General features: G+C 71.0%; 19 protein-coding genes. 8 read left to right on the forward strand and 11 right to left on the reverse strand.

The window, feature by feature from the left end; all coding sequences use genetic code 11:
* Window positions 1-58: 58 nt before the first annotated feature.
* Both ACSHT8_RS27375 and glpX read right to left on the reverse strand, forming a co-directional pair.
* Entirely contained in the window at window positions 59-688 is a 630-nt protein-coding gene (locus ACSHT8_RS27375) for a L,D-transpeptidase (RefSeq protein WP_436493770.1), read from the reverse strand.
* Between the two features lie 127 nt (window positions 689-815).
* Window positions 816-1,874, reverse strand: a complete 1,059-nt coding sequence (glpX, locus tag ACSHT8_RS27380) for a class II fructose-bisphosphatase (RefSeq protein ID WP_436493771.1) — start codon at window positions 1,872-1,874, stop codon at window positions 816-818.
* 116 nt (window positions 1,875-1,990) lie between these two features.
* Between glpX and ACSHT8_RS27385 the strand changes: the two genes are divergently transcribed.
* Window positions 1,991-2,560, forward strand: a complete 570-nt coding sequence (locus ACSHT8_RS27385; protein WP_436493772.1) for a DUF4245 domain-containing protein — start codon at window positions 1,991-1,993, stop codon at window positions 2,558-2,560.
* Between the two features lie 13 nt (window positions 2,561-2,573).
* Here ACSHT8_RS27385 and ACSHT8_RS27390 read toward each other — a convergent pair whose 3' ends face one another.
* Genes ACSHT8_RS27390 through ACSHT8_RS27405 form a run of 4 tightly spaced genes read right to left on the reverse strand, consistent with a single transcriptional unit; the run spans window position 2,574 to window position 4,958 of the window.
* Window positions 2,574-2,777, reverse strand: a complete 204-nt coding sequence (locus tag ACSHT8_RS27390) for an exodeoxyribonuclease VII small subunit (protein WP_436493773.1) — start codon at window positions 2,775-2,777, stop codon at window positions 2,574-2,576.
* A complete protein-coding gene (locus tag ACSHT8_RS27395; RefSeq protein ID WP_436493774.1) occupies window positions 2,774-3,190 on the reverse strand; it encodes a sugar ABC transporter substrate-binding protein in 417 nt (138 codons plus the stop codon). Before ACSHT8_RS27395 ends, ACSHT8_RS27390 begins: the two co-directional genes overlap by 4 nt.
* Before the next feature lie 2 nt (window positions 3,191-3,192).
* Window positions 3,193-4,437: an exodeoxyribonuclease VII large subunit gene (gene xseA / locus ACSHT8_RS27400; protein WP_436493775.1), complete on the reverse strand. Its 1,245-nt coding sequence runs from the start codon at window positions 4,435-4,437 to the stop codon at window positions 3,193-3,195.
* A complete protein-coding gene (locus tag ACSHT8_RS27405) occupies window positions 4,434-4,958 on the reverse strand; it encodes a lipid droplet-associated protein (RefSeq protein WP_436493776.1) in 525 nt (174 codons plus the stop codon). The genes xseA and ACSHT8_RS27405 overlap by 4 nt, the downstream gene beginning before the upstream one ends.
* 89 nt (window positions 4,959-5,047) lie before the next feature.
* On the opposite strand from ACSHT8_RS27405, the gene ACSHT8_RS27410 reads away from it, so the two are divergent.
* Window positions 5,048-6,010: a 4-hydroxy-3-methylbut-2-enyl diphosphate reductase gene (locus ACSHT8_RS27410; RefSeq protein WP_436493777.1), complete on the forward strand. Its 963-nt coding sequence runs from the start codon at window positions 5,048-5,050 to the stop codon at window positions 6,008-6,010.
* A gap of 216 nt (window positions 6,011-6,226) precedes the next feature.
* Here the strand turns inward: ACSHT8_RS27410 and ACSHT8_RS27415 are convergent, their stop codons facing one another.
* Together ACSHT8_RS27415 and rmuC are read right to left on the reverse strand one after the other, a co-directional pair.
* Window positions 6,227-7,111, reverse strand: coding sequence for a DUF6542 domain-containing protein (locus ACSHT8_RS27415; RefSeq protein WP_436493778.1), 885 nt, complete (start codon window positions 7,109-7,111; stop codon window positions 6,227-6,229).
* A gap of 103 nt (window positions 7,112-7,214) precedes the next feature.
* Window positions 7,215-8,111, reverse strand: coding sequence for a DNA recombination protein RmuC (gene rmuC / locus ACSHT8_RS27420; RefSeq protein WP_436502194.1), 897 nt, complete (start codon window positions 8,109-8,111; stop codon window positions 7,215-7,217).
* Window positions 8,112-8,303: 192 nt separating this feature from the next.
* Here rmuC and ACSHT8_RS27425 point away from each other — a divergent pair, with 192 nt between their 5' ends.
* Together ACSHT8_RS27425 and ACSHT8_RS27430 are read left to right on the forward strand one after the other, a co-directional pair.
* A complete protein-coding gene (locus ACSHT8_RS27425) occupies window positions 8,304-9,446 on the forward strand; it encodes an exonuclease SbcCD subunit D (protein WP_436493779.1) in 1,143 nt (380 codons plus the stop codon).
* Window positions 9,443-12,373 carry an AAA family ATPase gene (locus ACSHT8_RS27430; RefSeq protein ID WP_436493780.1) on the forward strand — a complete coding sequence of 977 codons (2,931 nt, stop codon included), beginning with the start codon at window positions 9,443-9,445 and terminating at the stop codon, window positions 12,371-12,373. The genes ACSHT8_RS27425 and ACSHT8_RS27430 overlap by 4 nt, the downstream gene beginning before the upstream one ends.
* Here ACSHT8_RS27430 and ACSHT8_RS27435 read toward each other — a convergent pair.
* The 3 genes from ACSHT8_RS27435 to ACSHT8_RS27445 all read right to left on the reverse strand — a co-directional run bounded on the left by ACSHT8_RS27435 (window position 12,370) and on the right by ACSHT8_RS27445 (window position 17,686).
* A complete protein-coding gene (locus ACSHT8_RS27435; protein WP_436493781.1) occupies window positions 12,370-12,864 on the reverse strand; it encodes a methylated-DNA--[protein]-cysteine S-methyltransferase in 495 nt (164 codons plus the stop codon). The genes ACSHT8_RS27430 and ACSHT8_RS27435 overlap by 4 nt on opposite strands.
* Entirely contained in the window at window positions 12,861-14,384 is a 1,524-nt protein-coding gene (locus ACSHT8_RS27440; RefSeq protein WP_436493782.1) for an AlkA N-terminal domain-containing protein, read from the reverse strand. The genes ACSHT8_RS27435 and ACSHT8_RS27440 overlap by 4 nt, the downstream gene beginning before the upstream one ends.
* Before the next feature lie 65 nt (window positions 14,385-14,449).
* Window positions 14,450-17,686 carry a S8 family serine peptidase gene (locus ACSHT8_RS27445; protein WP_436493783.1) on the reverse strand — a complete coding sequence of 1,079 codons (3,237 nt, stop codon included), beginning with the start codon at window positions 17,684-17,686 and terminating at the stop codon, window positions 14,450-14,452.
* Window positions 17,687-18,029: 343 nt separating this feature from the next.
* On the opposite strand from ACSHT8_RS27445, the gene ychF reads away from it, so the two are divergent.
* Genes ychF through ACSHT8_RS27465 form a run of 4 tightly spaced genes read left to right on the forward strand, consistent with a single transcriptional unit; the run spans window position 18,030 to window position 20,172 of the window.
* The gene (gene ychF, locus ACSHT8_RS27450; protein WP_436493784.1) at window positions 18,030-19,109 is read left to right on the forward strand and encodes a redox-regulated ATPase YchF; all 1,080 of its coding nucleotides are present in this window, start codon (window positions 18,030-18,032) and stop codon (window positions 19,107-19,109) included.
* Between the two features lie 45 nt (window positions 19,110-19,154).
* On the forward strand, window positions 19,155-19,547 hold the full coding sequence (locus ACSHT8_RS27455) for a hypothetical protein (protein ID WP_436493785.1): 393 nt from the start codon (window positions 19,155-19,157) through the stop codon (window positions 19,545-19,547).
* Between the two features lie 29 nt (window positions 19,548-19,576).
* Window positions 19,577-19,780, forward strand: a complete 204-nt coding sequence (locus ACSHT8_RS27460; RefSeq protein ID WP_436493786.1) for a CopG family transcriptional regulator — start codon at window positions 19,577-19,579, stop codon at window positions 19,778-19,780.
* Window positions 19,781-19,821: 41 nt separating this feature from the next.
* On the forward strand, window positions 19,822-20,172 hold the full coding sequence (locus ACSHT8_RS27465) for a type II toxin-antitoxin system death-on-curing family toxin (RefSeq protein ID WP_436502195.1): 351 nt from the start codon (window positions 19,822-19,824) through the stop codon (window positions 20,170-20,172).
* Window positions 20,173-20,399 lie beyond the last annotated feature (227 nt).

Here is a 20,399-nt window from a genome sequence, read left to right on the forward strand (position 1 = left end):
CCAGATACGCGAAACGCCCGGCTGGTCCAAGGAGACCCAGCCGGGCGTTTCGTGCTGACTACGGGACGACCTGGACGATCGCGCCGACCGGCAGGAAGTTGTAGTACTTCTGGGCCGCCGCGTTCGACAGGTGGATGCAGCCGTGGGACTGGACCTTCAGGCTGCCCGCGTGGAAGGCGATGCCGCCGTTGAAGAACACCGAGTACGGCATCGGCGCGTTGTTGAACTGGCTGCTCTTGTGGTCGATGTCCTTCCAGCCCACCTTGAACGTCCCCACCGGCGTCCGGTAGCCGGGGCGGCCGTGGGTGATCGGGACCGGGCCGTAGACGACCTTGCCGTCCTTGAGCAGCCAAGACTGGTTGGCCGACAGGTCGATGCACGCGGCCGCAGTCGCCTTGCACGGGGTGCCCTCGGAGGGCTGGGCGGGCGGCTTCGTGGTGGTCGTCGGCTTCGGCTTGGGCTTGGTGGTCGTGGTGACCGGGGGCTTCGTGGTGGTGGTCGTCGTCGTCGTGGGCGCGACCGTCGTGGTGGTCGTCGGCTCGACGGTCGTCGTCTTGGTGGATGTCGTGGTCGGCGCCGTGGTGGTGGTGTCACCGACGCTCGCGACGGGCTGTTCCGTCGTCCCGCACGCGGACAGCAGAGCCATCCCGACGATCAAAGCCCCCAACATCGCCTTGCTGACCCGCATGTCGGCTCCTCACCGGCTCAACGCACTTAGTCTCTCGACCACAAGACGCCCGCCGACCGCGAAACGTTGCCAAGGGCGACCATTCCGTTATCGGCCCGTCCCGGTCAACGGGACGGGCCGGTCGCGGTTACGGCAGCGGGGGCAGTTCCTCGTCGTCGCTGCCGCTGCGGTCGAAGTCGACCGAGGAGTACTCGCGGAGCTTGGTCAGCCGGTGGAAGCCGTCGATCATGCGGACCGTGCCCGACTTCGAGCGCATCACGATCGACTGAGTGGTGCATCCCCCAGCCCGGTAGTGCACGCCGCGCAGAAGGTCACCGTCGGTGATGCCGGTGGCGCAGAAGAACACGTTGTCGCCACTGACCAGGTCGTCGGTGAACAGGATGCGGTCGAGGTCGTGACCAGCGTCGATGGCCTTGGCGCGCTCCTCGGCGTCCTTCGGCCACAGCTTGCCCTGGATCGCCCCGCCCATGCACTTGAGCGCCGCAGCGGCGATGATGCCCTCCGGCGTGCCGCCGATGCCCAGCAGCAGGTCGACGCCGGTGTTGGGGCGGGCGGCCGAGATGGCGCCCGCCACGTCGCCGTCGGAGATGAAGTGGATGCGCGCGCCCGCCTCGCGGACCTCGTGGATCAGGTTCTCGTGCCGCGGCCGGTCGAGGATGCACACCGTGACGTCGGAGACGTCGGAGTGCTTGGCCTTGGCGACCCGGCGGATGTTCTCGGCGACCGGCGCGGTGATGTCGACGACGTCGGCGGCCTCGGGCCCGACCGCGAGCTTCTCCATGTAGAAGACAGCCGACGGGTCGAACATGGCCCCACGCTCGGCGACCGCGAGCACCGCGATGGCGTTGGGCATGCCCTTGGCCATGAGAGTGGTCCCGTCGATCGGGTCGACGGCGACGTCGCAGTCGGGCCCGTCGCCGTTGCCGACCTCTTCGCCGTTGTAGAGCATGGGCGCTTCGTCCTTCTCGCCCTCGCCGATGACGACGACACCGCGCATCGAGACCGTGTGCACGAGCTTGCGCATCGCGTCCACCGCGGCCTGGTCGCCACCGATCTTGTCGCCGCGGCCGACCCAGCGGCCAGCCGCCATCGCCGCGGCCTCGGTGACCCGGACCAGCTCCAGCGCCAGGTTCCGATCGGGTGCCTCCCGGCGGCGCGTGGCGGGGCTGGTGGTCGAGGTGTTCATTCTGCCTCCCGGATCGGGTTTCCAGACCACTGCGCATCTTCCCAGATCAGACCCCCGGAAGCGGAATCCGCGGCCCCGTGCCCCTCGTCACGGCCCCCGCCTGCGACGATGGCCGCGTGGCAGAGAAGCGCGACCGGTCCCAGCACGGCCTGCGGGACATGATCCTCTCGTTGACGGCCTTGCTCCTGATCATCGGCGCGCTGCTGTTCTTCAACCGCGGCTGCTCGTTCAGCCCCGGCACCCCCGACACCGACTCGGCCACCACCCCGACGGTCGACGCCCGCGCCGACCTGACCCGCTACGCCTCGTCGGCCGACTTCCCCATCCGGCTGCCGTCGCTGCCCTCGGAGTGGCGCGCGAACTCGTCGAGCTCTGGCCCGGTCGCGACGTCGATCGCCGTCCGCGTCGGGTGGCTGACGCCCGGGCGGTTCGTGCAGCTGACCCAGTCGGGCGCTCCGGCGGAGGATGTCGTGCATCTGGAGACGGGCTCGGCGGACTCGAAGGCTTCGGGGACGGTCGAGGCAGGCGGGCGGTCTTGGCAGGTCTATCCGGGGCGGCGGGACGAGAAGGCTTGGGCGGTGGAGGTGGACGGGGCGACGCTGGTGATCACCGGCAGCGGCACCGAGGCCGACTTCCGCACAATGGCGACGGCTGTCTTGGCGGCCACTCCGCTACCGCGCTCCTAGGAGAGCGGGTTACTCATTCGCTTTCGGCCTCGACCGCGGCCAACGCGGTTTCGATGCGTTCGCGGGCGCCCGCCAAGTGGCGGTCGCAGATCTTGGCCAGGGCCTCGCCGCGTTCCCAGAGGGCCAGGGAGTCCTCTAGGGACAGTCCGCCCGCTTCCAGCTTGGCGACGACCTCGGCCAGCTCGTCGCGGGCCTGTTCGTAGCCGGGGTCGGTCAACGGGGGCTCCTCAATCGGTTGTGCACTCGGACCAGGGCCGTGGCGACGGCCTGGTCGTAGCCGACGAACGCCTCGGCGAAGTCGGCGCCGTCGCGGTCGGCGACGGCTTCCTCGATGCGGGCGCGGGCGCGGTCTATCCGGCCCTGATGGCAGGCGCCGTCGCCGTTCCACCACGCGGGGCCCGCGTAGACGGAGGTGGCCTCGGCCAGCTCGCGCATGCGGCCGGGCAGGCGGGTGCGGACCGCGGCGTCGCAGCCCGCCAGCAGCGCCGTCCAGCATTCGGCGGCGGCGGCGTCGACGCGGGTGGCGATGGCGTGGACCGGGGTCCTGGGCGCGACGGTGGAGGCGGTCGAGACCGTCAGCGGCAGGAACGACGGCTCCCGATAGGACACCGCGGGCCGTGGAGCGGTCACGGCTACCTCCCTTCGACGACTTCGTCCCGGTCGCCCGTGGCGACCGCGTGCAGCGCGCCGTCGGCGACCCGGATTCGCAGACGGGTGCCCTCCGGTGCGTCCTCGATGGAGCGGAGAACCCGGGGAGTCCCGTCGGTGTCGGTGTGCTGAACGACCGCATACCCGCGAGCAAGCGTGGCGGCTGGCCCCAGGGTCGTCAAGCGGGCGCGCGTCGAGGCGAGCGCCGACTGCTCGGCGGTGAGCCTGCCCAGCAGCGCGCGGCGGGCCCGCTCAGTGAGGCCGTTGACCTGCTCCGCGCGCCTCACCAGCGGCGTCAGCGGGTCGGCGAGCACCGGGCGGCTGCGCAGCGAGTCGAGCAGCCTGCGTTCGCGGTCCACCCAGCCGTGCAGGGCGCGGCGGGCACGATCACGCATTTGGCGTACCCGGAGCGACTCCTCCGCGACATCGGGGACCACCCGTTTGCCCGCGTCGGTCGGCGTCGAGCAGCGCACGTCGGCGACGTGGTCGAGCAGCGGGGTGTCCGGCTCGTGGCCGATCGCGCTGACGACCGGGGTCTTGCAGTCCGACACCGCGCGGCACAGGGCCTCGTCGGAGAACGGCAGCAGGTCCTCGACGCTGCCGCCGCCGCGGGCGATCACGATGACCTCGACGGCCGGGTCTCTGTCCAAAACGGACAGTGCGTCGAGGATCTGCGGGACGGCGAGCGCGCCCTGCGTGGCGACGTTCTCCACGCGGAACTCGACCGCGGGCCAGCGGGCCTTGGCGTTGACGAGCACGTCGCGCTCGGCGGCGGAGGCGCGGCCGGTGATCAGGCCGACCTTCTTCGGCAGGAACGGCGGGCGGCGCTTGCGGCGCGGGTCGAACAGGCCCTCAGCGGTCAGCAGGCGGCGCAGGCGCTCGATGCGCGCGAGCAGCTCGCCGATGCCGACCGCGCGGATCTCGTCGGCGCGCAGGCTGATGGTGCCGCGGTTCATGAAGTACGTCGGCTTGGCGTGCACGACGACTCGCGTGCCGTCGGTCAGCGGCGGCTCGTGCTGGCGCAGCATCCCGGTCGGGCAGGTGACGGTCATCGACACGTCGGCGGCCGGGTCGCGCAGCGTCAGGAACGCGGTGCCGGTGCCGGGGCGCGCGGAGATCTGCGTGAGCTGGCCCTCCACCCACACCGTGCCCAGCCGGTTGATCCACTCGGAGATCTTGCGGGCGACCGTGCGGACCGGCCACGGTTCCTCTGCGGTGGGTCCCGTCACGTCTGGTCGCGCACCGTCGCGATGCGGCGGGTGAGCATGCCGACGAACTCGGGCCGGTTCTCGCCCGCGCGCTCGTGCGCCAGGGCTTCCTCAAGGTCGCCGACCGAGAGCTGCCGCAACCGCGCGCGCAGCTGCGGCAGGGACAGCTCGTCGTAGTTGGGGACGGCCGACGGCGGGGTCGCCGCGACGGTGATCGCCTGCTCCTCCTGCTCCCAGGGGTCGTCCTCGGGCTCGTCGACCACCCGATCGAACGCGGGCCGCGCGTGGTCGACGTCGTCGACGTCCTCGTCGAACGTCGCCCAGTCCGGGGCTTCCTCGACCGGCCGCAGCGCGGCCAGCACCTCGTCGCCCTTGATGGCGAGTTCGGTGACGTGCTGCTGCACCCGCATCGACACCTGCAGGGCCTGGCTGGCCACCGTCACCGGCAGACCGGCGATCTTGGTGGGCAGGTCGCGGGCCCGCTCGACCGCGGTGACCGCGATACCGGCCGCGAGGCGCAGCGGCAGGGGGAGAGACTTCATGCCTCTAGCCTGCCCGAGTCCAGCCGTTCTGCACAGCGAACGCGGCCGGAGACACCGGCCACATCGGTGGGCCCCGTACCCTTGGTGGCATGACTTCTGCGACCAAGCGTGTGTTGCTCGCCAAGCCGCGCGGCTACTGCGCCGGTGTCGACCGGGCCGTCATCACCGTCGAGAAGGCACTGGAGACCTACGGTCCACCGGTGTACGTGCGCAAGGAGATCGTGCACAACCGCCACGTCGTGGAGACGCTGCGCGAACGCGGCGCCATCTTCGTCGACGAGGCCGACGAGGTGCCCGAGGGCGCGATGGTGGTGTTCTCCGCCCACGGCGTGTCCCCGGCCGTGCACGAACAGGCCGCCGCGCGGAACCTGCGCACCATCGACGCGACGTGCCCGCTGGTCACCAAGGTCCACTTCGAGGCCAAGCGATTCGCGCGCGAGGACTACGACATCCTGCTGATCGGCCACGAGGGCCACGAGGAGGTCGAGGGCACCGCGGGCGAGGCCCCCGACCACGTGCAGCTGGTCGACGGGCCGGAGGACGTCGACAAGGTCGTGGTGCGCGACCCGTCGAAGGTGATCTGGCTCTCCCAGACGACGCTGTCGGTCGACGAGACGATGGAGCGCGTCGACCAGCTCCGCGAGCGCTTCCCCGACTTGCAGAACCCGCCCAGCGACGACATCTGCTACGCCACGCAGAACCGCCAGGTCGCGGTGAAGGCCATGGCGCCGGAGTGCGACCTGGTGCTTGTGGTGGGGTCGACGAACTCGTCGAACTCGAAGCGGCTGGTCGAGGTCGCGCTGCTGGCCGGGGCGTCGGCGTCCTACCTGGTCGACTACGCGCACGAGGTGGACGAGGCTTGGCTGGAGGGCGTGACCACGGTCGGGGTGACCAGTGGGGCGTCGGTGCCGGACAACCTGGTGATGGACCTGCTGGCGTGGCTGGCCCAGCGGGGATTCGGGCAGGTCGACGAGGTGACGACGGCGAACGAGAAGATCGCGTTCGCGCTGCCGCCGGAGCTCCGCAAGGACCTCAAGCCCGCCCGCGACTGATCACGACATCGAAGCGCCCGGACACCACCTCTTGGGTTCTAGGTGTCCGGGCGCTTTCGCGTTTCGGCGGAGAGGTTCCCGACTCACGTTCGGTTCGCGCAGCCTCGCGGGTTCGAGTCAGCGCGGCACAGAGTGTCTGAGGCGGGTGCGCTGTTAAGCCGGGGCGTCCTGGGCCAGGCGTTGCGCGCGCGATTCAGCGGTCGTCGGCGGTGCGGGTCAGCGGTCCTCGGGGCGGGGGCGGCGAGGGGGCTGGCGCTTGGGGCCGCGGTCTTCGCGGGGGCGGTTCGGGTCGGCGGCGCGGTCGCGCGGGGGACGCGGGCGGTCCTCGTCGCGGGGGCGGCGGGGGCGGTCCTCGCGGGCGGGGCGGGGGTCGCCTCGGCGGGGGGTCCGGTCGTCGCGGGCGGGGCGGTCCGCGGTGCGGCGGTCGTCGCGGGGGCGGTCTTCCGCGGGGCGCGGGCGGCGGTCCTCGCCCGTGCGGGGGCGCGGGGTGCGGCGGCGGTCGTCCTGGGGTGGGCGGGGCCTGCGGACGGGGACCTCGTCGAACGGGTCGTCGGCCGCCTCGTCCGGGCGGGGGCGCGCGGGGCGTGGCTTGACGTCGTCATCGTCGTCGGCCGGGCGCTTGCGCGCGGAGGTCTTCGGGTCGGGGTCGCGCTGGAGGAAAAGGCGGCCGAGGCCGATGGCCAGTACCACCGCGGTCGTGATGCCCATGGTGGGGAAGTTGCTGGTCAGCGGCAGTGCGATCTTGAACAGCTGGGCCTTCAGGCCGCCGTCGGCCGACTTGGCCGACAGGGCCATGATCGTGCCGACCGCGGTCACCGCGAACACCAGCGGCGGCTGCACGATCGGGCCGAACAGGTTGCGTCTGCGCACAAGGCACACCGCCGCCACGCAGCCCAGGATGTAGGCGCCCTGGTAGATCTTCCCGAGCGTGTCCTGCCGCTGGATGTCGATCACGGCGGCCACGAGCGCGAGCCCGAACGCCAGCAGCACCGCGCCCCACCATGGCAGGCCACGCGACGTGCCGAAGATCGGTCGCTCGTCCCACGCGGGTTCCACGTGGTCGTCATCTAGATCGCTGTGGCGATCGCGAGTCGCGGTCACGTCGGTACACGTTAGTCCGTCGGTGTTGGGTCGCTGTCATCCCGCGACTAACCGGTCCGTCATGTGAGCCCTCGCATAAGCCGAACGGCTTAATCCGGCCGCCTCAGTTCGGCGTGTCGAACGGCAGCACCTCCTCGATCTCGTGGCCGTTGACCACCGACTCCTCGACCCTCCGCACGCCCGGCACCGGTGTCGGGCTTGCGGCGGCGTCGGACAGCGGGGTGACCGTGGTCCGGAAGAGCTCCAGCGCGTCCAGTTCGCGGCGGCGGGCCGACAGGAAGCGCTGGAGGTGGGTGCTGGACAGGTTGACCGCGTCCACCGCCTGGCCCGCTGCGCGGTGGGCGGCGGCGGCGCGGGAGCGGACGGCGGTGACGTCGTCGGCGATGGTGCGCTCCGTGGCGGCGAACAGGGCCGCGGAGGCGATCACGGCGAAGCCGGTGGGGCCGCAGATGAAGACGCGGCGGTCCAGCAGCCAGCGCATCAGGTCCGGGTCCGTGTCGAGCGCGGCGACGACCGCGGCGTCGGACGGGACGAACATGATCGTGCCGTAGATCGCGTCGGCCCAGCGCTGGTAGCCCTTGCCCGCCAGGTCGGCCGCGCGGGAGCGGATGTTGCGCACGTGGACCCGCAGCGCGTCGAGGCGTTCCTCGGCGTCGTCGGTCTCCACGGCCTCGGCCCAGCAGGCCAGGCTCATCTTGGCGTCGACCGGGACCCGGCGGTCGGCGCCGACGAGTAAGAGCAGGTCGGGCCGGACGGCGCCGCCGCCCGCGACGTCGGTCTGCACGCTGAAGTGCAGGCCCTCACGTAAGCCCAGCGCCCGCGCTGTCTCGACGAGCACCTGTTCACCCAGCTCGCCGCGGCCGCTGATCGAGGCGAACGCGACCTCGTAGCGGCGCAGGGCGACCTGGTGGGCGTCGGAGCGGCGGCGTTCGGCCTCGACTTCGGCGCGCGCGGCGTCGGCCCGGCGGACGCTGTCGGTGTAGAGCCGCCAGAAGAGCATGGTGGCGGCGCCGAGCAGCAGCACGAGCACGGCGGCGACGGTGCCGAGCACGGCGGTCACGGGGCGACCTCCTCGATGGATCGGTGTATGCAGAGAAAGATCTACCCCATACCCCCGACAGAACCAGCTCGAACGCGCGTTCGACCGGCGTGGCTCCCCCGATCGGGGGGATCTTCGTCGTAGCTTGGCGGGATGCGGGTCCTGCATACCTCCGACTGGCACCTGGGCCGCAGCTTCCACGGCCGTGATCTGCTCGCCGAGCAGGAGTCCGTGCTCACCGGCCTCGCCGACCTGGTCGCCGACGAGAAGGTCGACGTCGTGGTCATGTCCGGTGACCTGTACGACCGTGCCGTCCCGTCGGCCGAGGCCGTCGGCGTGTGCGCCCGGGTCCTGGGCGCCATCGCGGCGGCGGGCGCCCAGATCGTGCTCACCCCCGGCAACCACGACTCCGCGCCCAGGCTCGGCGCGTTCGGCGAGTTCGCCGCGGCGGGTGGCCTGCACCTGCGCACCTCGGTCACCGACATCGCCCGGCCCGTGATCCGAGCCGACGCCCACGGCCCCGTCGCCTTCTACGGCATCCCCTACCTGGAGCCCGAGATCGCCCGCCAGGGCCTCGGCCTGCCCGACCTGCGCACCCACGCCCACGTCCTCGGTGAGGCGATGAACCGTGTCCGCGCCGACCTGGCCACCCGGCCCGGCACCAGGTCGGTAGTCCTCGCCCACGCGTTCGTGATCGGCGGGCAGGGCAGCGACTCCGAACGCACCATCGCCGTCGGCGGTGTCCCGCACGTGCCCAGCGCGGCCTTCGCGGGTGTCGACTACGCCGCCCTCGGCCACCTCCACGGCCCGCAGACCCTGGCCGACCACCTGCGCTACTCCGGCAGCCCCATGGCCTACTCGTTCTCCGAGGCCCGCCACCGCAAGTCCGTCTGGCTCGTCGACCTCGACGCGGGCGGTCTCGCGGGCGTCGAGCGCCGCGAGCTGCCCGTGCCCCGCGCGCTGGCGACGGTCAGAGGCGATCTCGACGACATCCTGATCGACCCCAGGCACGACCCCCTCGTAGACAAGTTCCTGTCCGTCGAGCTGACCGACCAGGTCCGCCCGCTCGACGCCATGCGCAGGTTGCAGAAGCGGTTCCCCCACGCCGTGCACCTGGAGTGGCGGCCGGAGGGCTGCCAGCCCAGCGCGCAGTTGTTCGACCTGCCCCAGCACCGCGACGACGCCGAGGTCGCCTGCTGCTTCGTCGAGGAGACCCGGGGCGCCCCGCCGAGTGAGACCGAGCGCGGCCTGCTGCGGGAGGCGCTGGCCGCGGTCGCCGGGAAGGAGCCGGAATGAGACTGCACCGCCTCGAACTCACCGCGTTCGGCCCCTACCCCGGCCACGAGGTCGTCGACTTCGACACCCTCGGCGCCGACGGCTTGTTCCTGCTCCACGGCGACACCGGCGCGGGCAAGACAACCCTGCTCGACGCCGTGGCGTTCGCGTTGTTCGGCGGTGTCCCCGGTGTCCGCGACCAGGCGAAACGGCTCCGCTGCGACACCGCGGCGCCCGACCTGCACACGGAGGTCGCCCTGGAGCTGACGATCCAGCACCACCGGCTGCGGATCGTGCGCAGCCCCGAATACCTGCGGCCGAAGCGGCGCGGCGGCGGCTTCACCAAGCAGCAGGCCAAAGCCGTGCTGACCTGGGTCCACGCCTCGCCCAGCGGCCACGCGCCGGAGGGCGTCGCGCGGATCGACGAGGTCGCGCGCACCGTGCAGCGGCTGCTGGGGATGACCAAGGACCAGTTCTTCCAGGTGGTCCTGTTGCCGCAGAACGACTTCGCGACGTTCCTGCGCGCCGACACCGCCGAGCGGGAGAAGCTGCTGGAGAAGCTGTTCGGCACCGAGCACTTCCAGCGCGTCGAGGGCTGGTTCCGCGAACGCCGCGCCGAGCGTCGGCGCGAGTTGGAAGCGGGCCGCCAGACCGTGGGCGAGTTGGCCGCCCGGGTCGCGCAGGCCGCCGACCAGGAGCCGCCGGAGGAAGCCGACGAGCCGTGGCTGGCCGGGCTGATCGAGGAGCTGACCGCGAGCGCCGACGACGCGGCGGATCTTCGCGCGAAGACAGCGGACGTGCGGGCCTCGGCGGAGGCCGAACTGCGCGAAGCCCGTGACGCCGTCGACCGGATCCGGCAGGTGCGGCAGGCCAGGGACGACCTGGCCGAACTCGACCGGCAGGCAGGCGACCGCGAAGCGTGGCGCGAGGAACTGGCCGCCGCGCGGCGGGCTGTCCCGGTCGTCACCGTCGCCGACGGGCTACGTCGCGCTGAGCGGGCCGCGAGCGAAGCCGATCGCAAGGCGGCGGCGACGTTGGCCGCCGCGACGGAACTCGGCTACGTGGAAACGGCGCTCGCCGACGACGTGATCAGGCTCCGCGAAGAGGCGGGAGCACTCGCGGGACTTGTCGATGAGCAGACGCGGCAGGAGGCCGACGAAGCCCGGCTCGCCGAGATCGACGCACTGCTGGCCGACGCGACAGCCGAGTCCGCCCGACTGGCCGAACGCGCGCTCGACGTCCCCGACCGCATCGCCGACCTGCGGCAGCGGGTGGCCAACGCGGCCGACGCGCGCGCGTCGCTGGACGGGTTGCGGGCCAAGGAAAAGGAGACGGCGGCCGTTGTCGGCGCGGCTGTCGCCCTGCCCGCCGCCGAGCGGGATCTGCTGGCCGCGACCGAAAGCCATCAGAGCGCGGTCGACAAGCATCAGGACGCACGGGACGCGGTCCAGGAACTGCGTCAGCGCAGGCTGGACGGGATGGCGGCGGAACTCGCCGCGGGTCTGACGGCGGGGGAGTCGTGCCCGGTGTGCGGGTCGGCGGACCATCCGGCGCCCGCGCGGTCAGCCGACCACGTGACCGCGGCGGACGAGAAGGCGGCGGTGTCCGCCGAGCAGCGGCTGCACCGCCTGCGGGACGAGGCCGCGGACGCGCTGGCTCGGGCGCGCCAGGAAGTCGGGAAGCTGCGGGACAAGCTGGTCGGCTGGGTCGATCCGGAACGCCTCCACGCGGCGGCGACCGCGGCGGTCGCGTTGGCGCAAACGCTTGCGGCCCAGCATGACGCCCTGGTCGACGAACTCGTCGCGCTCGACGGCGAGGCCGCCCGGATCGCGCGGCGCCAAGCGGAACTGGGTCAGTCGACGGCCGCGCTCCAGGCTGAGAAGACCTCGCTGGCCGAGTTGGTGGGCGAGCGCGGGCTGCGACTCGAAGTGGCCAGGGCCGGACACCGGGACGTGCGGTCGCGACGGGTGCGGGTGATCGAACTGCTCACCGTGCTGGACAAGGCCGCCGAGGCGCGGTCAGCGGCTGAGGCGGCCTCGACGCGGGTCGCCGAGCAGCGCGAGGTGCTGACCGTGGCCGTCCTGTCGGCCGGGTTCGCCGACCTGTCCGAAGCCGAAGGCGCGGCCCGCGCGGAGACCGTGGTCGCCAAACTGGAGAACCAGCTGGCGAGCGCGGAACTGCGGACCGCGCGCAGCCGGTCGGTCCTCGCCGAGTTCCCCGACGTCGACGCCGACGCGGAGATCGACCTGGCGCCCCTCGCCACGGCCGCCAGGAGCGCCCAGGAGGCCGCGGACGGGGCGCTCGCGGCGGCCCGGGTGACCGCCGACCGGGTCCAGACCGTCAGAGCCCTGTCCGACCGCCTGCGCGCCGCGTGGGCCGAACTCGCCCCGGTCGAGGCCGACTTCGCCGAACTCGACGCGCTCACCGACGTGGTCAATGGCCGCGGCCAGAACGTCAGCCGGATGTCCCTGCGCTCCTACGTCCTGGCGGCGCGGCTGGCCGAGGTCGCGGTCGCGGCCAGCGAGCGGCTGCGGCGCATGACGCAGGGTCGGTTCTCGTTCGTCCACAGCGGCGAGGCGGGCGCGCGCGGCACCCGCGGCGGCCTCGGTCTCGACGTGCTCGACGACTTCTCCGGGCAGACGCGGTCGACGAAGACGTTGTCCGGCGGGGAATCCTTCGTGGCCTCGCTGTCGCTGGCGCTCGGGTTGGCCGACGTCGTCGCCGCCGAGACCGGCGGCGCCGTGCTGGACACCCTGTTCGTCGACGAGGGCTTCGGCATGCTCGACGCGCCCACGCTGGACGACGTCATGGGGATCCTCGACGAGCTGCGTGCCGGTGGCCGGGTCGTCGGGTTGGTGTCGCATGTGGAGGAACTGCGGCAGCGGATCCCCGTGCGGCTGCGGGTGCGCAAGTCGCGCACGGGGTCGACGCTGGAGATGACCGCCTAGCTCTCGTGCGCGAGCAGTTGCCGCTTGACCTCGATGCCCCACCGGAAGCCGCCCATGCCGCCGCCGGTCCTGGTGATCCGGTGGCACGGCACGAACAGCGCCGCCGCGTTGCGGGCGCACGCCATCGCGGCGGCGCGGATCGCGGCCGGGCGGCCGGACAGCGCGGCGTACTCCATGTAGGTCGTCGGCTTGCCCGCCGGGACCGCCCGCAGCACATCCCAGGCGTGCAGCAGGAACTCGCCGCCGTGCTGGGTGACCTCGACGGAGTCGATCGCGGTCAGGTCGCCTTCGTGATAGGCGACGATCGCCTTGGTCACGTCGCCCAGGTCGGCGCGGTCCTTGACTTCAACGGGCCGCAGCGACTTGTGGATCACGGGAAGCAGATCGTTGATCGACGCGGTCCAGCCGGAGGCGAGAACGGCACCTGAACCGTCGACGACGGCGGTGAACGGGCCGAGATTGGTGTCCACTGTGGATGAAAACGCGGTCATGATGTCCTCTCGATCGGGGTGGCGGCGGCGCGCCACAGGTGCATGCCCGCGTACGAGCGCCACGGCCGCCACGCGCGGCCCCTGGCGGCCAGGCCGTCCACTGTAGACGGAAGGCCGAGCCTGCTCGCGCCGGTGCGCAGGGCGATGTCTTGCAGGAGCAGGACGTCCGGGTCGCCGAGCAGGCGCATCGCGACGTAGCCCGCGGTCCACGGGCCGATGCCCGCGTAGGAGGTCAGGGTGGTGCGCAGCGACTCGGCGTCGGCGCCGACGTGCAGGTCGAGTTCACCCTCGGCGATCGCGGCGCACACTGTCCGGATCGTGTCGATGCGGCGCGCGGGGCCGGTGAGGACCTCGTGGCCGCGTTCGGCGATGGCCGCGGCGGTGGGGAACAGCGTCGTCAGCTCGCCGTCCGGCACCGCCAGCCGCTCGCCGAGCGCGTCGGTCAGCCTGCGGGCGGCGGTGCGCGCGGCGGCGACCGTCACCTGCTGGCCCAGCAGCGCCCGTACGACGGTCTCGGCGCCGTCGACGCTGCCGGGGACCCGGATGCCCGGGGTGGCCGCGACGGACGCGGCGAGATCCGGGTCGTTGCCGAGGATCTCGTCGATCGCGGCGGGGTCGGCGTCGAGGTCGAACAGGCGGCGCAGCCGGGAGACGGCGCTGCCGAGGTCGCGCATGTCGGTGAGGCGCAGGGTGCACACGACGTGTCCCTCTGCCGGTCTGACCGACGCGGTGGCCGGGCCGTTGGCCAGCCGCAGCGTCCGCGCGTACTCGCCCGCCACGGCCGTCTCGACCCCGGCGACCGACCGCGCCGCGAGGAAGCCCAGGACGCCATCGGCGTCGAACGGCTCGCGCAGCGCGAGGCGCAGGGTGACACGGCCGGGCGTGGGCAAGGGCGTGCGCGGCGACCGCTTGGCCGCGATCCGCAGCTGCGTCGGCGTGGTGGCGAACACCGCGCGGATCGTGTCGTTGAACTGGCGGACGCTGGCGAACCCGGCGGCGAAGGCGATGTCGGCCACCGACAGCGACGTCGTCTCGATCAACAGCCGCGCCGAGTGCGCGCGATGGGCCCTGGCCAGCGCCAACGGCCCCGCGCCCAACTCGGTGGTCAGCACCCTGGTCAGGTGCCGTTCCGAGTAGCCGAGCCTGCGGGCCAGACCGGTGACGCCGTCGCGCTCGACGACCCCGTCGGCGATGAGCCGCATCGCCCGACCAGCCAGGTCGGCGCGCAGGTTCCACTCCGGCGACCCCGGCACCGCGTCGGGCAGGCAGCGCCTGCACGCCCGGTAGCCCGCGATCTGCGCGGCGGCCGCCGTGGCGAAGAACTCGACGTTGCGGCGCTTGGGCGTCGAGGCGGGGCACGACGGCCTGCAGTAGATCCCCGTCGTGCGCACGGCCAGGATGAACTGCCCGTCGAACCGCGAGTCACGGGCGGCCACGGCGCGGTACCGCTGTTCCGGGTCTTTGAGCACGTACCCATGCTGCCGGCGGCACAGTGAACCCGTCTGGCAGAAATCAGACATGTCGGTCGGACACGAAAATGGGGACCCACCCGCAGGTGAGTCCCCATTTTCTTGCCTAGATGGTGTTACGAGACAGACTGAACAACCACGTCACCGGAGCCGACGAGGATGTTCGCGTCGGTCCGCACCTCGACGGTGCCCAGCAGGACCCGGCCCGCGGCGGGGGCCGCGTTCGCGGTCACCGCACCCGGGACGACCCACTGGGAACCCGCGGCGCGGGCGGCGTTGGCGTCGGTCACCGCGATCGAGCCGAACGCGGCGTTGGTGAACACGTCCAGGTAGTTGAACGTGGTCGTGCCCGCGGGCACCGCGTAGCCCTGGACCAGCGCGACCCACTGACCGGCGGCCGGGTTGTTGACCGTGACCGCTTCCTCCGAGTCACCGTCGGCCGACTGGCCCGCGACGACACAGGAACCGCTGGTGCAGTTCAGGAGGAACAGGTCGAGGTCGGCACCGAGGTCCGAGGTGGAGCCGATCTTGACCCGCAGCTGCGACGAGCCCGGGGTCACCACGATCGGGTACTGCTGCTCCTCCTGGTCGGCGATGCTCGGGACAGCCTGCTTGGCGCTGCCCAGCGTGGTGCCCGTCGCCCGGCCGTTGAACGCGCCGAGCAGGTTCTTCAGCGTGTACTCCCGGGCGACCGGGGTACCCAGCGTCGCCGAGGCGATGGTGTCCGGGTTGGGCGAGACCGACGCGCCGAGCACCGAGGTGGTCAGCGTGTACGGGGCCTCGGCGGTGTCGGAGGTCCGACGCGCCTCGACCACGATCTCCCAGACGCCCGCCTGCGGGTTGCTCAGCGAGCGGCTGGTCGGGCTGCCGGTGGCGCAGCCGTTGCCGGGGACCGGCGGGTTGTAGCAGTTCAGCGAGCTGTTCGCGTCCGCGCCGACACCGTAGGGGTGGAAGCGCAGGAAGCGGATCTGGCCCGCGCCCGCCGTGTTGCCGCCGCCCTGCAGGTCGACCTTGAGGGCCGGGGTACCCGCCGGGACGTTGTAGAAGTACGACACGGTCTCGTTGCGGTCCAGCTGGCCGCCCTTGACCACCGTGTAGTTGTTCGCGGCGGTGAACTGCTCCGCGACGACGACGGCGTTCATGGTCTGCAGCTCGATGCCGGTGGTGGTCGGGCTGTCGAGGTTCAGCAGCGCCGAGTGCATACCGGTGGTGGCCGGGTTGATGTCGACCTTGAACTTGACCGCGCTGTTCTTCGGCAGCGTGACCGTGGCCGCCGAGGAGAACGTGCCGTCGTTGCCGACCCACTTGGCCTTGTAGGTGACCGGGGAGTCCGGGCCGGTGGTGCGGGTGAAGGTGTACTCGCGGGAGTACTTCTCGCCCTGCTTGACACCCTCGCGGTCGTTGATGCCGACGCCGATGCCCGGGGTCTTGAGGAACGCCGACAGCGCGGTGTTGACCGGGACGGACGCGGTGATCTCCGTGGTGCTCGGGTTCGCCTTGAGCAGGTTCCACGCCTTCTTGGTGTCGATCAGACCCGCACCCTGCTCGTACGCGCCGAAGGCGGTGACGAAGCGGGCGGTGGACTGGAACGCCGTGCGCAGCTGCGCGGCGGTGTGCGACACGTTCTTGGCCTTGGCCGCGCTGACGACCAGTGCGGCGGCACCGGCGGCCTGCGGGGAGGCCATCGAGGTGCCGTTGAACTGGGCGAAGCCCGGGGGCAGCACGTAGGTGCCCGCGACCGGCTGGCCGAGCTGCCAGGTCGGGACGGTGGAGATGGCGGAGCCGGGCGCGATGATGTTCGGCTTGAAGCCGCCGTCCTCACGCGGGCCACGCGACGAGAAGCCGTGCAGCGCCTCGAAGCGGTCCATGTCCGAGCCGTAGTTGCTCTGCCAGGTGTACCGGGTGATGTAGGAGCCCACCGACAGGACCTTGGTGGCCACCGACGGGTCGCCCACGGTGTTCGAGCCGGCGCCGCTGTTGCCCGCGGAGATGAACATCTGCACGTTGTAGGTGTCGATGATGCGGTCGTACAGCTCGGCACGGGCGTTGTTGCCGTCGTTCAGCGCCGGGAGGCCGCCGACCGACATGTTGATGACGTCGACCTTCGCGTCGCGCGCGGCGTAGACCATCGCCTCGATCATGGCGAAGTTGGTGCAGCCGACGACGAACTGGCAGACGCGCAGCGAGACGAGCTTGGCGCCGGGGGCGGCACCGCTCATCGGGCCGCCGAAGAGGCTGTTACCGGCCACGATGCCCGCGACGTGCGAGCCGTGCGCGCCGGAGACGATGCCGATGTTGACCGCGTCGTTGGCGACGTTGGTCTGCACGACGAACGGCATCGACTCCTTGACCGGCGTGGCCGGGTTGTCGGTGCCGAAGGTGCCGATGTCGTACTTGACCTTGTAGTCGGTCATCGCCTTGTTGTTGGCGAACGAGCCGTCCTGGTCGGTGTCGACCCACACGGTGGCGGTGGCCGGGTTCCAGGCCACGCCGAACTTGCCCTTGCTGCCCGCGGGGTTGCCGTCGCGGTTGACGTCGCTGCCGACCTCGCCGCCCAGGCGCGGGTCGCGCTCGTTGAACTCGCCGAAGCGGACCTCGGCCTCGCCCGGCAGACCCACGGTGGCGCCCGCGACCTTGTTGGTCAGCTGCAGCCAGGTCGGGTCGTCGTCCTTGTTCTTGCCGTTGACGAACGACGGGTCGGTGGAGGTCACCCAGTCGGTGATCTTGCGCTCACCGGTGCTGGTGGTGTTCAGCGCGGGGTGGTCGAGGTCGACACCGCTGTCCACGATGGCGACGGTCGTGCCGCGGCCGTCCCAGGTGGGGTTGTCGTTGACGAACTCGGCCGCGTTGGTGTCGGTCGTCGGCATGTAGGGGTTGACCCGCTGCGTGTGCGAACCCGGGGGGTCCTGCGGGGTCGGGTCCTCGATGCCCAGCGGACGCGGGTCCTCGAGGGGGGTGTTCTCTTCCAGGTCGAGCGCCTTGACGCCGGGCAGCTTGGCGACCTTCGCGACCTTGTCGGTGGCGACCTCGGCCCGCACGTAGCCGATCTCGTCGGCCCGGTACTCGATCTTGGCGCCCGCGGCGGCGAGCTCGTCTGCCTTGCGCGCGCTGTCGCCGTCCTTGGTGGCGATCAGGACGCGGACGGTCTTCTTGCCCGCGCTCTCGGCCTTGGCGAGGAGTTCGTTGTCGTGCTTGTCGAGGCCTGCAGGGGCCTCGTCGGCCTGTGCCGGTGCCTGGGGCGTCGGAGCGGCGCCCGCACTCGGCACGACGGCCAACATGGTGCCGACGACCGCGGCGGTCGCCACCATGCCCAGGGCGATCCGGCTTCGCCGGCGCCATTCGGGTTGAATCATCCCTCTTCCTTCTTCCTCAGCAGGGTGAGCTGTGGGGTGACGCCTGGCACTCCGGTTATGTGGAGGACAGCAGTGCGCTCACGGAGTGTTGTTTAGGGGTGCCGCATTGACTAGCGTCCATTTGGGCTAATCGTCACCCGGTGCGCTGGACTTTGTGAGCGCGTTGTGCGTGCATCGTCACTGGGCGGGGTTTCGTTACCGGTCAAATGGACCCATTGGTGCGTATGTCCGTACTACGACGCTCACCTTTGGGTAGCCGTCGACGGATCAAACTGTTGGTAACGGTTTGGCGTGAGACGGGCGCGGGAGACCGGTCGGTAGGGGATCCGTAGACTCTCTGCTCGTGAGTTTGACCCTCGGGATCGTCGGCCTGCCCAACGTCGGCAAGTCCACCCTGTTCAACGCCCTGACGAACAACGACGTGCTCGCGGCGAACTACCCGTTCGCCACCATCGAGCCCAACGTCGGCATCGTCGCGCTGCCCGACTCAAGGTTGGAGAAGCTGGCCGAGATCTTCGGCAGCGAGCGCATCGTGCCCGCCGTGGTGTCCTTCGTGGACATCGCGGGCATCGTGAAGGGCGCGTCGGAGGGTGCGGGCCTCGGCAACAAGTTCCTCGCCAACATCCGCGAGGCCAACGCGATCTGCCAGGTCATCCGCGTGTTCGACGACCCGGACGTGGTGCACGTCGACGGCCGTGTCGACCCGATGTCCGACATCGAGACGATCAACACCGAGCTGATCCTCGCCGACCTGCAGACCTTGGACAAGGCCATCGTTCGGCTGGAGAAGGAAGCGCGCACCCGTAAGGAAGCGCGCCCAGCGGCCGAGGCGGCGCAGAAGGCCAAGGAGATCCTCGACGGCGGCCGCACGCTGTTCGCCGCGTCGAAGGAGGTCGACACCGCCCTGCTGCGCGAGCTGAGCCTGTTGACCACCAAGCCGTTCCTGTACGTGTTCAACGCCGACGAGGGCGTGCTCCTCGACACCGCCCGCCGCGAGGAACTGACCAAACTGGTCGCCCCCGCCGACGCGGTCTTCCTGGACGCCAAGGTCGAGGCCGAGCTGCTCGAACTGGACGACGAGTCCACTTTGGAGCTGCTGGAGTCGGTCGGGCAGACCGAGCCGGGCCTCAACGCCCTGGCCAGGGCCGGTTTCCACACGCTGGGCCTGCAGACCTACCTGACCGCCGGGCCGAAGGAGGCGCGCGCGTGGACGATCCCGCAGGGCGCCACGGCACCGCAGGCGGCGGGCGTGATCCACACCGACTTCGAGCGCGGGTTCATCAAGGCCGAGGTCGTTTCCTTCGCGGACCTGATCGAGACCGGCTCGATGGCCGCGGCGAAGGCGGCGGGGAAGGTCCGGATGGAGGGCAAGGACTACGTCATGGCCGACGGCGACGTAGTTGAGTTCAGGTTCAACGTCTGACGGAAGGCCCTGGTCACCGGGGCTGTGGCGGGCTTAGCGTCGCCCATGGTCGTTCGACGCGGCGCGGCGGTTCTGTCGGCGGTGCTGGTGGCGTGCGGAGTGTCCAGCTGCTCCGCTCTCGGCGGCGACTGTTCGTCCTACCTGCAGACCAAGTACATCCCGGCGCGGTCGCCGCTGGTCTTCGAGCGCGATGGGGTCACCCTCGCGGTGAACCGCGACCCCGTCCGCACCCTGACGGTGATCGTCACCTCCAGCGACGGCCGGTACGACCAGGCACGGGTCGACCCGCACGTGGAGCTGGCCGAGGGCATCGAACTCGGCACCACCTTCGGCTTCGACTGGGTCGCGCCCGGCAAACAGGCACCGGGCCAAGTCCGCCCGGCCCTACGCGTCTACGACTGCTGGCGCGTGGTCAAGGCCCCGTCGGACGTGTTCTGATCTTGCTACCACATTGGTAGCATGGCGGTATGGCGATGACTTTGCGGTTGACCGAAGAGCAGGAGCGCGCGCTGGCCCTGCTGGCCGAAACCCTGGGCGTCAGCAAGCACGAAGCCGCGGTCAGGGCGATCACCGACGCGGCCGCCCGGCAGGTTCGCGATGACCGGGTGCGCGCGCTGTCCCGTCAGGGACGGGAACGCTATGCGTCCCTTTTGGATCGTCTCGCCCAGTGAACGTCCAGTATCTGACCCTGGATGACCTGCTCACCCTGACCATGGATCTTGGTGTGCCCAAGGTCCGTGACCTCGGCCTGCTCGACTCCGCCGCGCACCGGCCGAGTTCGTCGCTGATGGGCCAGGACGCCTACCCCACGTTGGACGAGAAGGCGGCGGTGCTGCTGGAGTCCATCGCGCGCAACCACCCGTTGGTCGATGGCAACAAGCGTCTGGCGTGGATGGCGGCGTTCGTGTTCTACGGCCTCAACGGGGTCGACCTGGACGCGCCGGAGGACGAGGCCTACGACCTGGTCATCGCGGTGTCCACCGGGGCCATTGACCATCGCGAAGTCGCGGGAGTTCTCGCGACTTGGGTGCACCCTTACGTGGCTCCCCCGCGAACCGGATAAGAATCTCCAGTCGCTTAGCACACGTTTGGCGGATTGTCAGTGGGCGGATATTGCCGTTCTTCCCGACGATCACCACTCTGGGTGGTCAATTTCCGCAAGTCGGACAACGTGAACATTGACCAGCCAATGTTACTACTCCGTTCGGCCTAATCGAATAACAGAACTGGCATCTGGTAATTCGGCGAATGGCAACCATGCTGGTGTGCGCATATCCCGCGACTTAGCGT

The sequence above is a fragment of the Actinokineospora sp. HUAS TT18 genome (assembly GCF_051364635.1).
Taxonomy (GTDB): Bacteria; Actinomycetota; Actinomycetes; order Mycobacteriales; family Pseudonocardiaceae; genus Actinokineospora.

Coding starts and splice junctions, on each gene's coding strand:
- ACSHT8_RS27455 (WP_436493785.1), top strand. CDS start 19,155: ATGGTCGTTCGACGCGGCGCGGCGGTTCTGTCGGCGGTGCTGGTGGCG.
- ACSHT8_RS27425 (WP_436493779.1), top strand. CDS start 8,304: ATGCGGGTCCTGCATACCTCCGACTGGCACCTGGGCCGCAGCTTCCAC.
- ACSHT8_RS27430 (WP_436493780.1), top strand. CDS start 9,443: ATGAGACTGCACCGCCTCGAACTCACCGCGTTCGGCCCCTACCCCGGC.
- ACSHT8_RS27465 (WP_436502195.1), top strand. CDS start 19,822: ATGGATCTTGGTGTGCCCAAGGTCCGTGACCTCGGCCTGCTCGACTCC.
- ACSHT8_RS27440 (WP_436493782.1), bottom strand. CDS start 14,384: ATGTCTGATTTCTGCCAGACGGGTTCACTGTGCCGCCGGCAGCATGGG.
- ACSHT8_RS27405 (WP_436493776.1), bottom strand. CDS start 4,958: ATGAAGTCTCTCCCCCTGCCGCTGCGCCTCGCGGCCGGTATCGCGGTC.
- glpX (WP_436493771.1), bottom strand. CDS start 1,874: ATGAACACCTCGACCACCAGCCCCGCCACGCGCCGCCGGGAGGCACCC.
- ACSHT8_RS27460 (WP_436493786.1), top strand. CDS start 19,577: ATGGCGATGACTTTGCGGTTGACCGAAGAGCAGGAGCGCGCGCTGGCC.
- ACSHT8_RS27410 (WP_436493777.1), top strand. CDS start 5,048: ATGACTTCTGCGACCAAGCGTGTGTTGCTCGCCAAGCCGCGCGGCTAC.
- ACSHT8_RS27435 (WP_436493781.1), bottom strand. CDS start 12,864: ATGACCGCGTTTTCATCCACAGTGGACACCAATCTCGGCCCGTTCACC.
- rmuC (WP_436502194.1), bottom strand. CDS start 8,111: ATGCTCTTCTGGCGGCTCTACACCGACAGCGTCCGCCGGGCCGACGCC.
- ACSHT8_RS27445 (WP_436493783.1), bottom strand. CDS start 17,686: ATGATTCAACCCGAATGGCGCCGGCGAAGCCGGATCGCCCTGGGCATG.
- ACSHT8_RS27375 (WP_436493770.1), bottom strand. CDS start 688: ATGCGGGTCAGCAAGGCGATGTTGGGGGCTTTGATCGTCGGGATGGCT.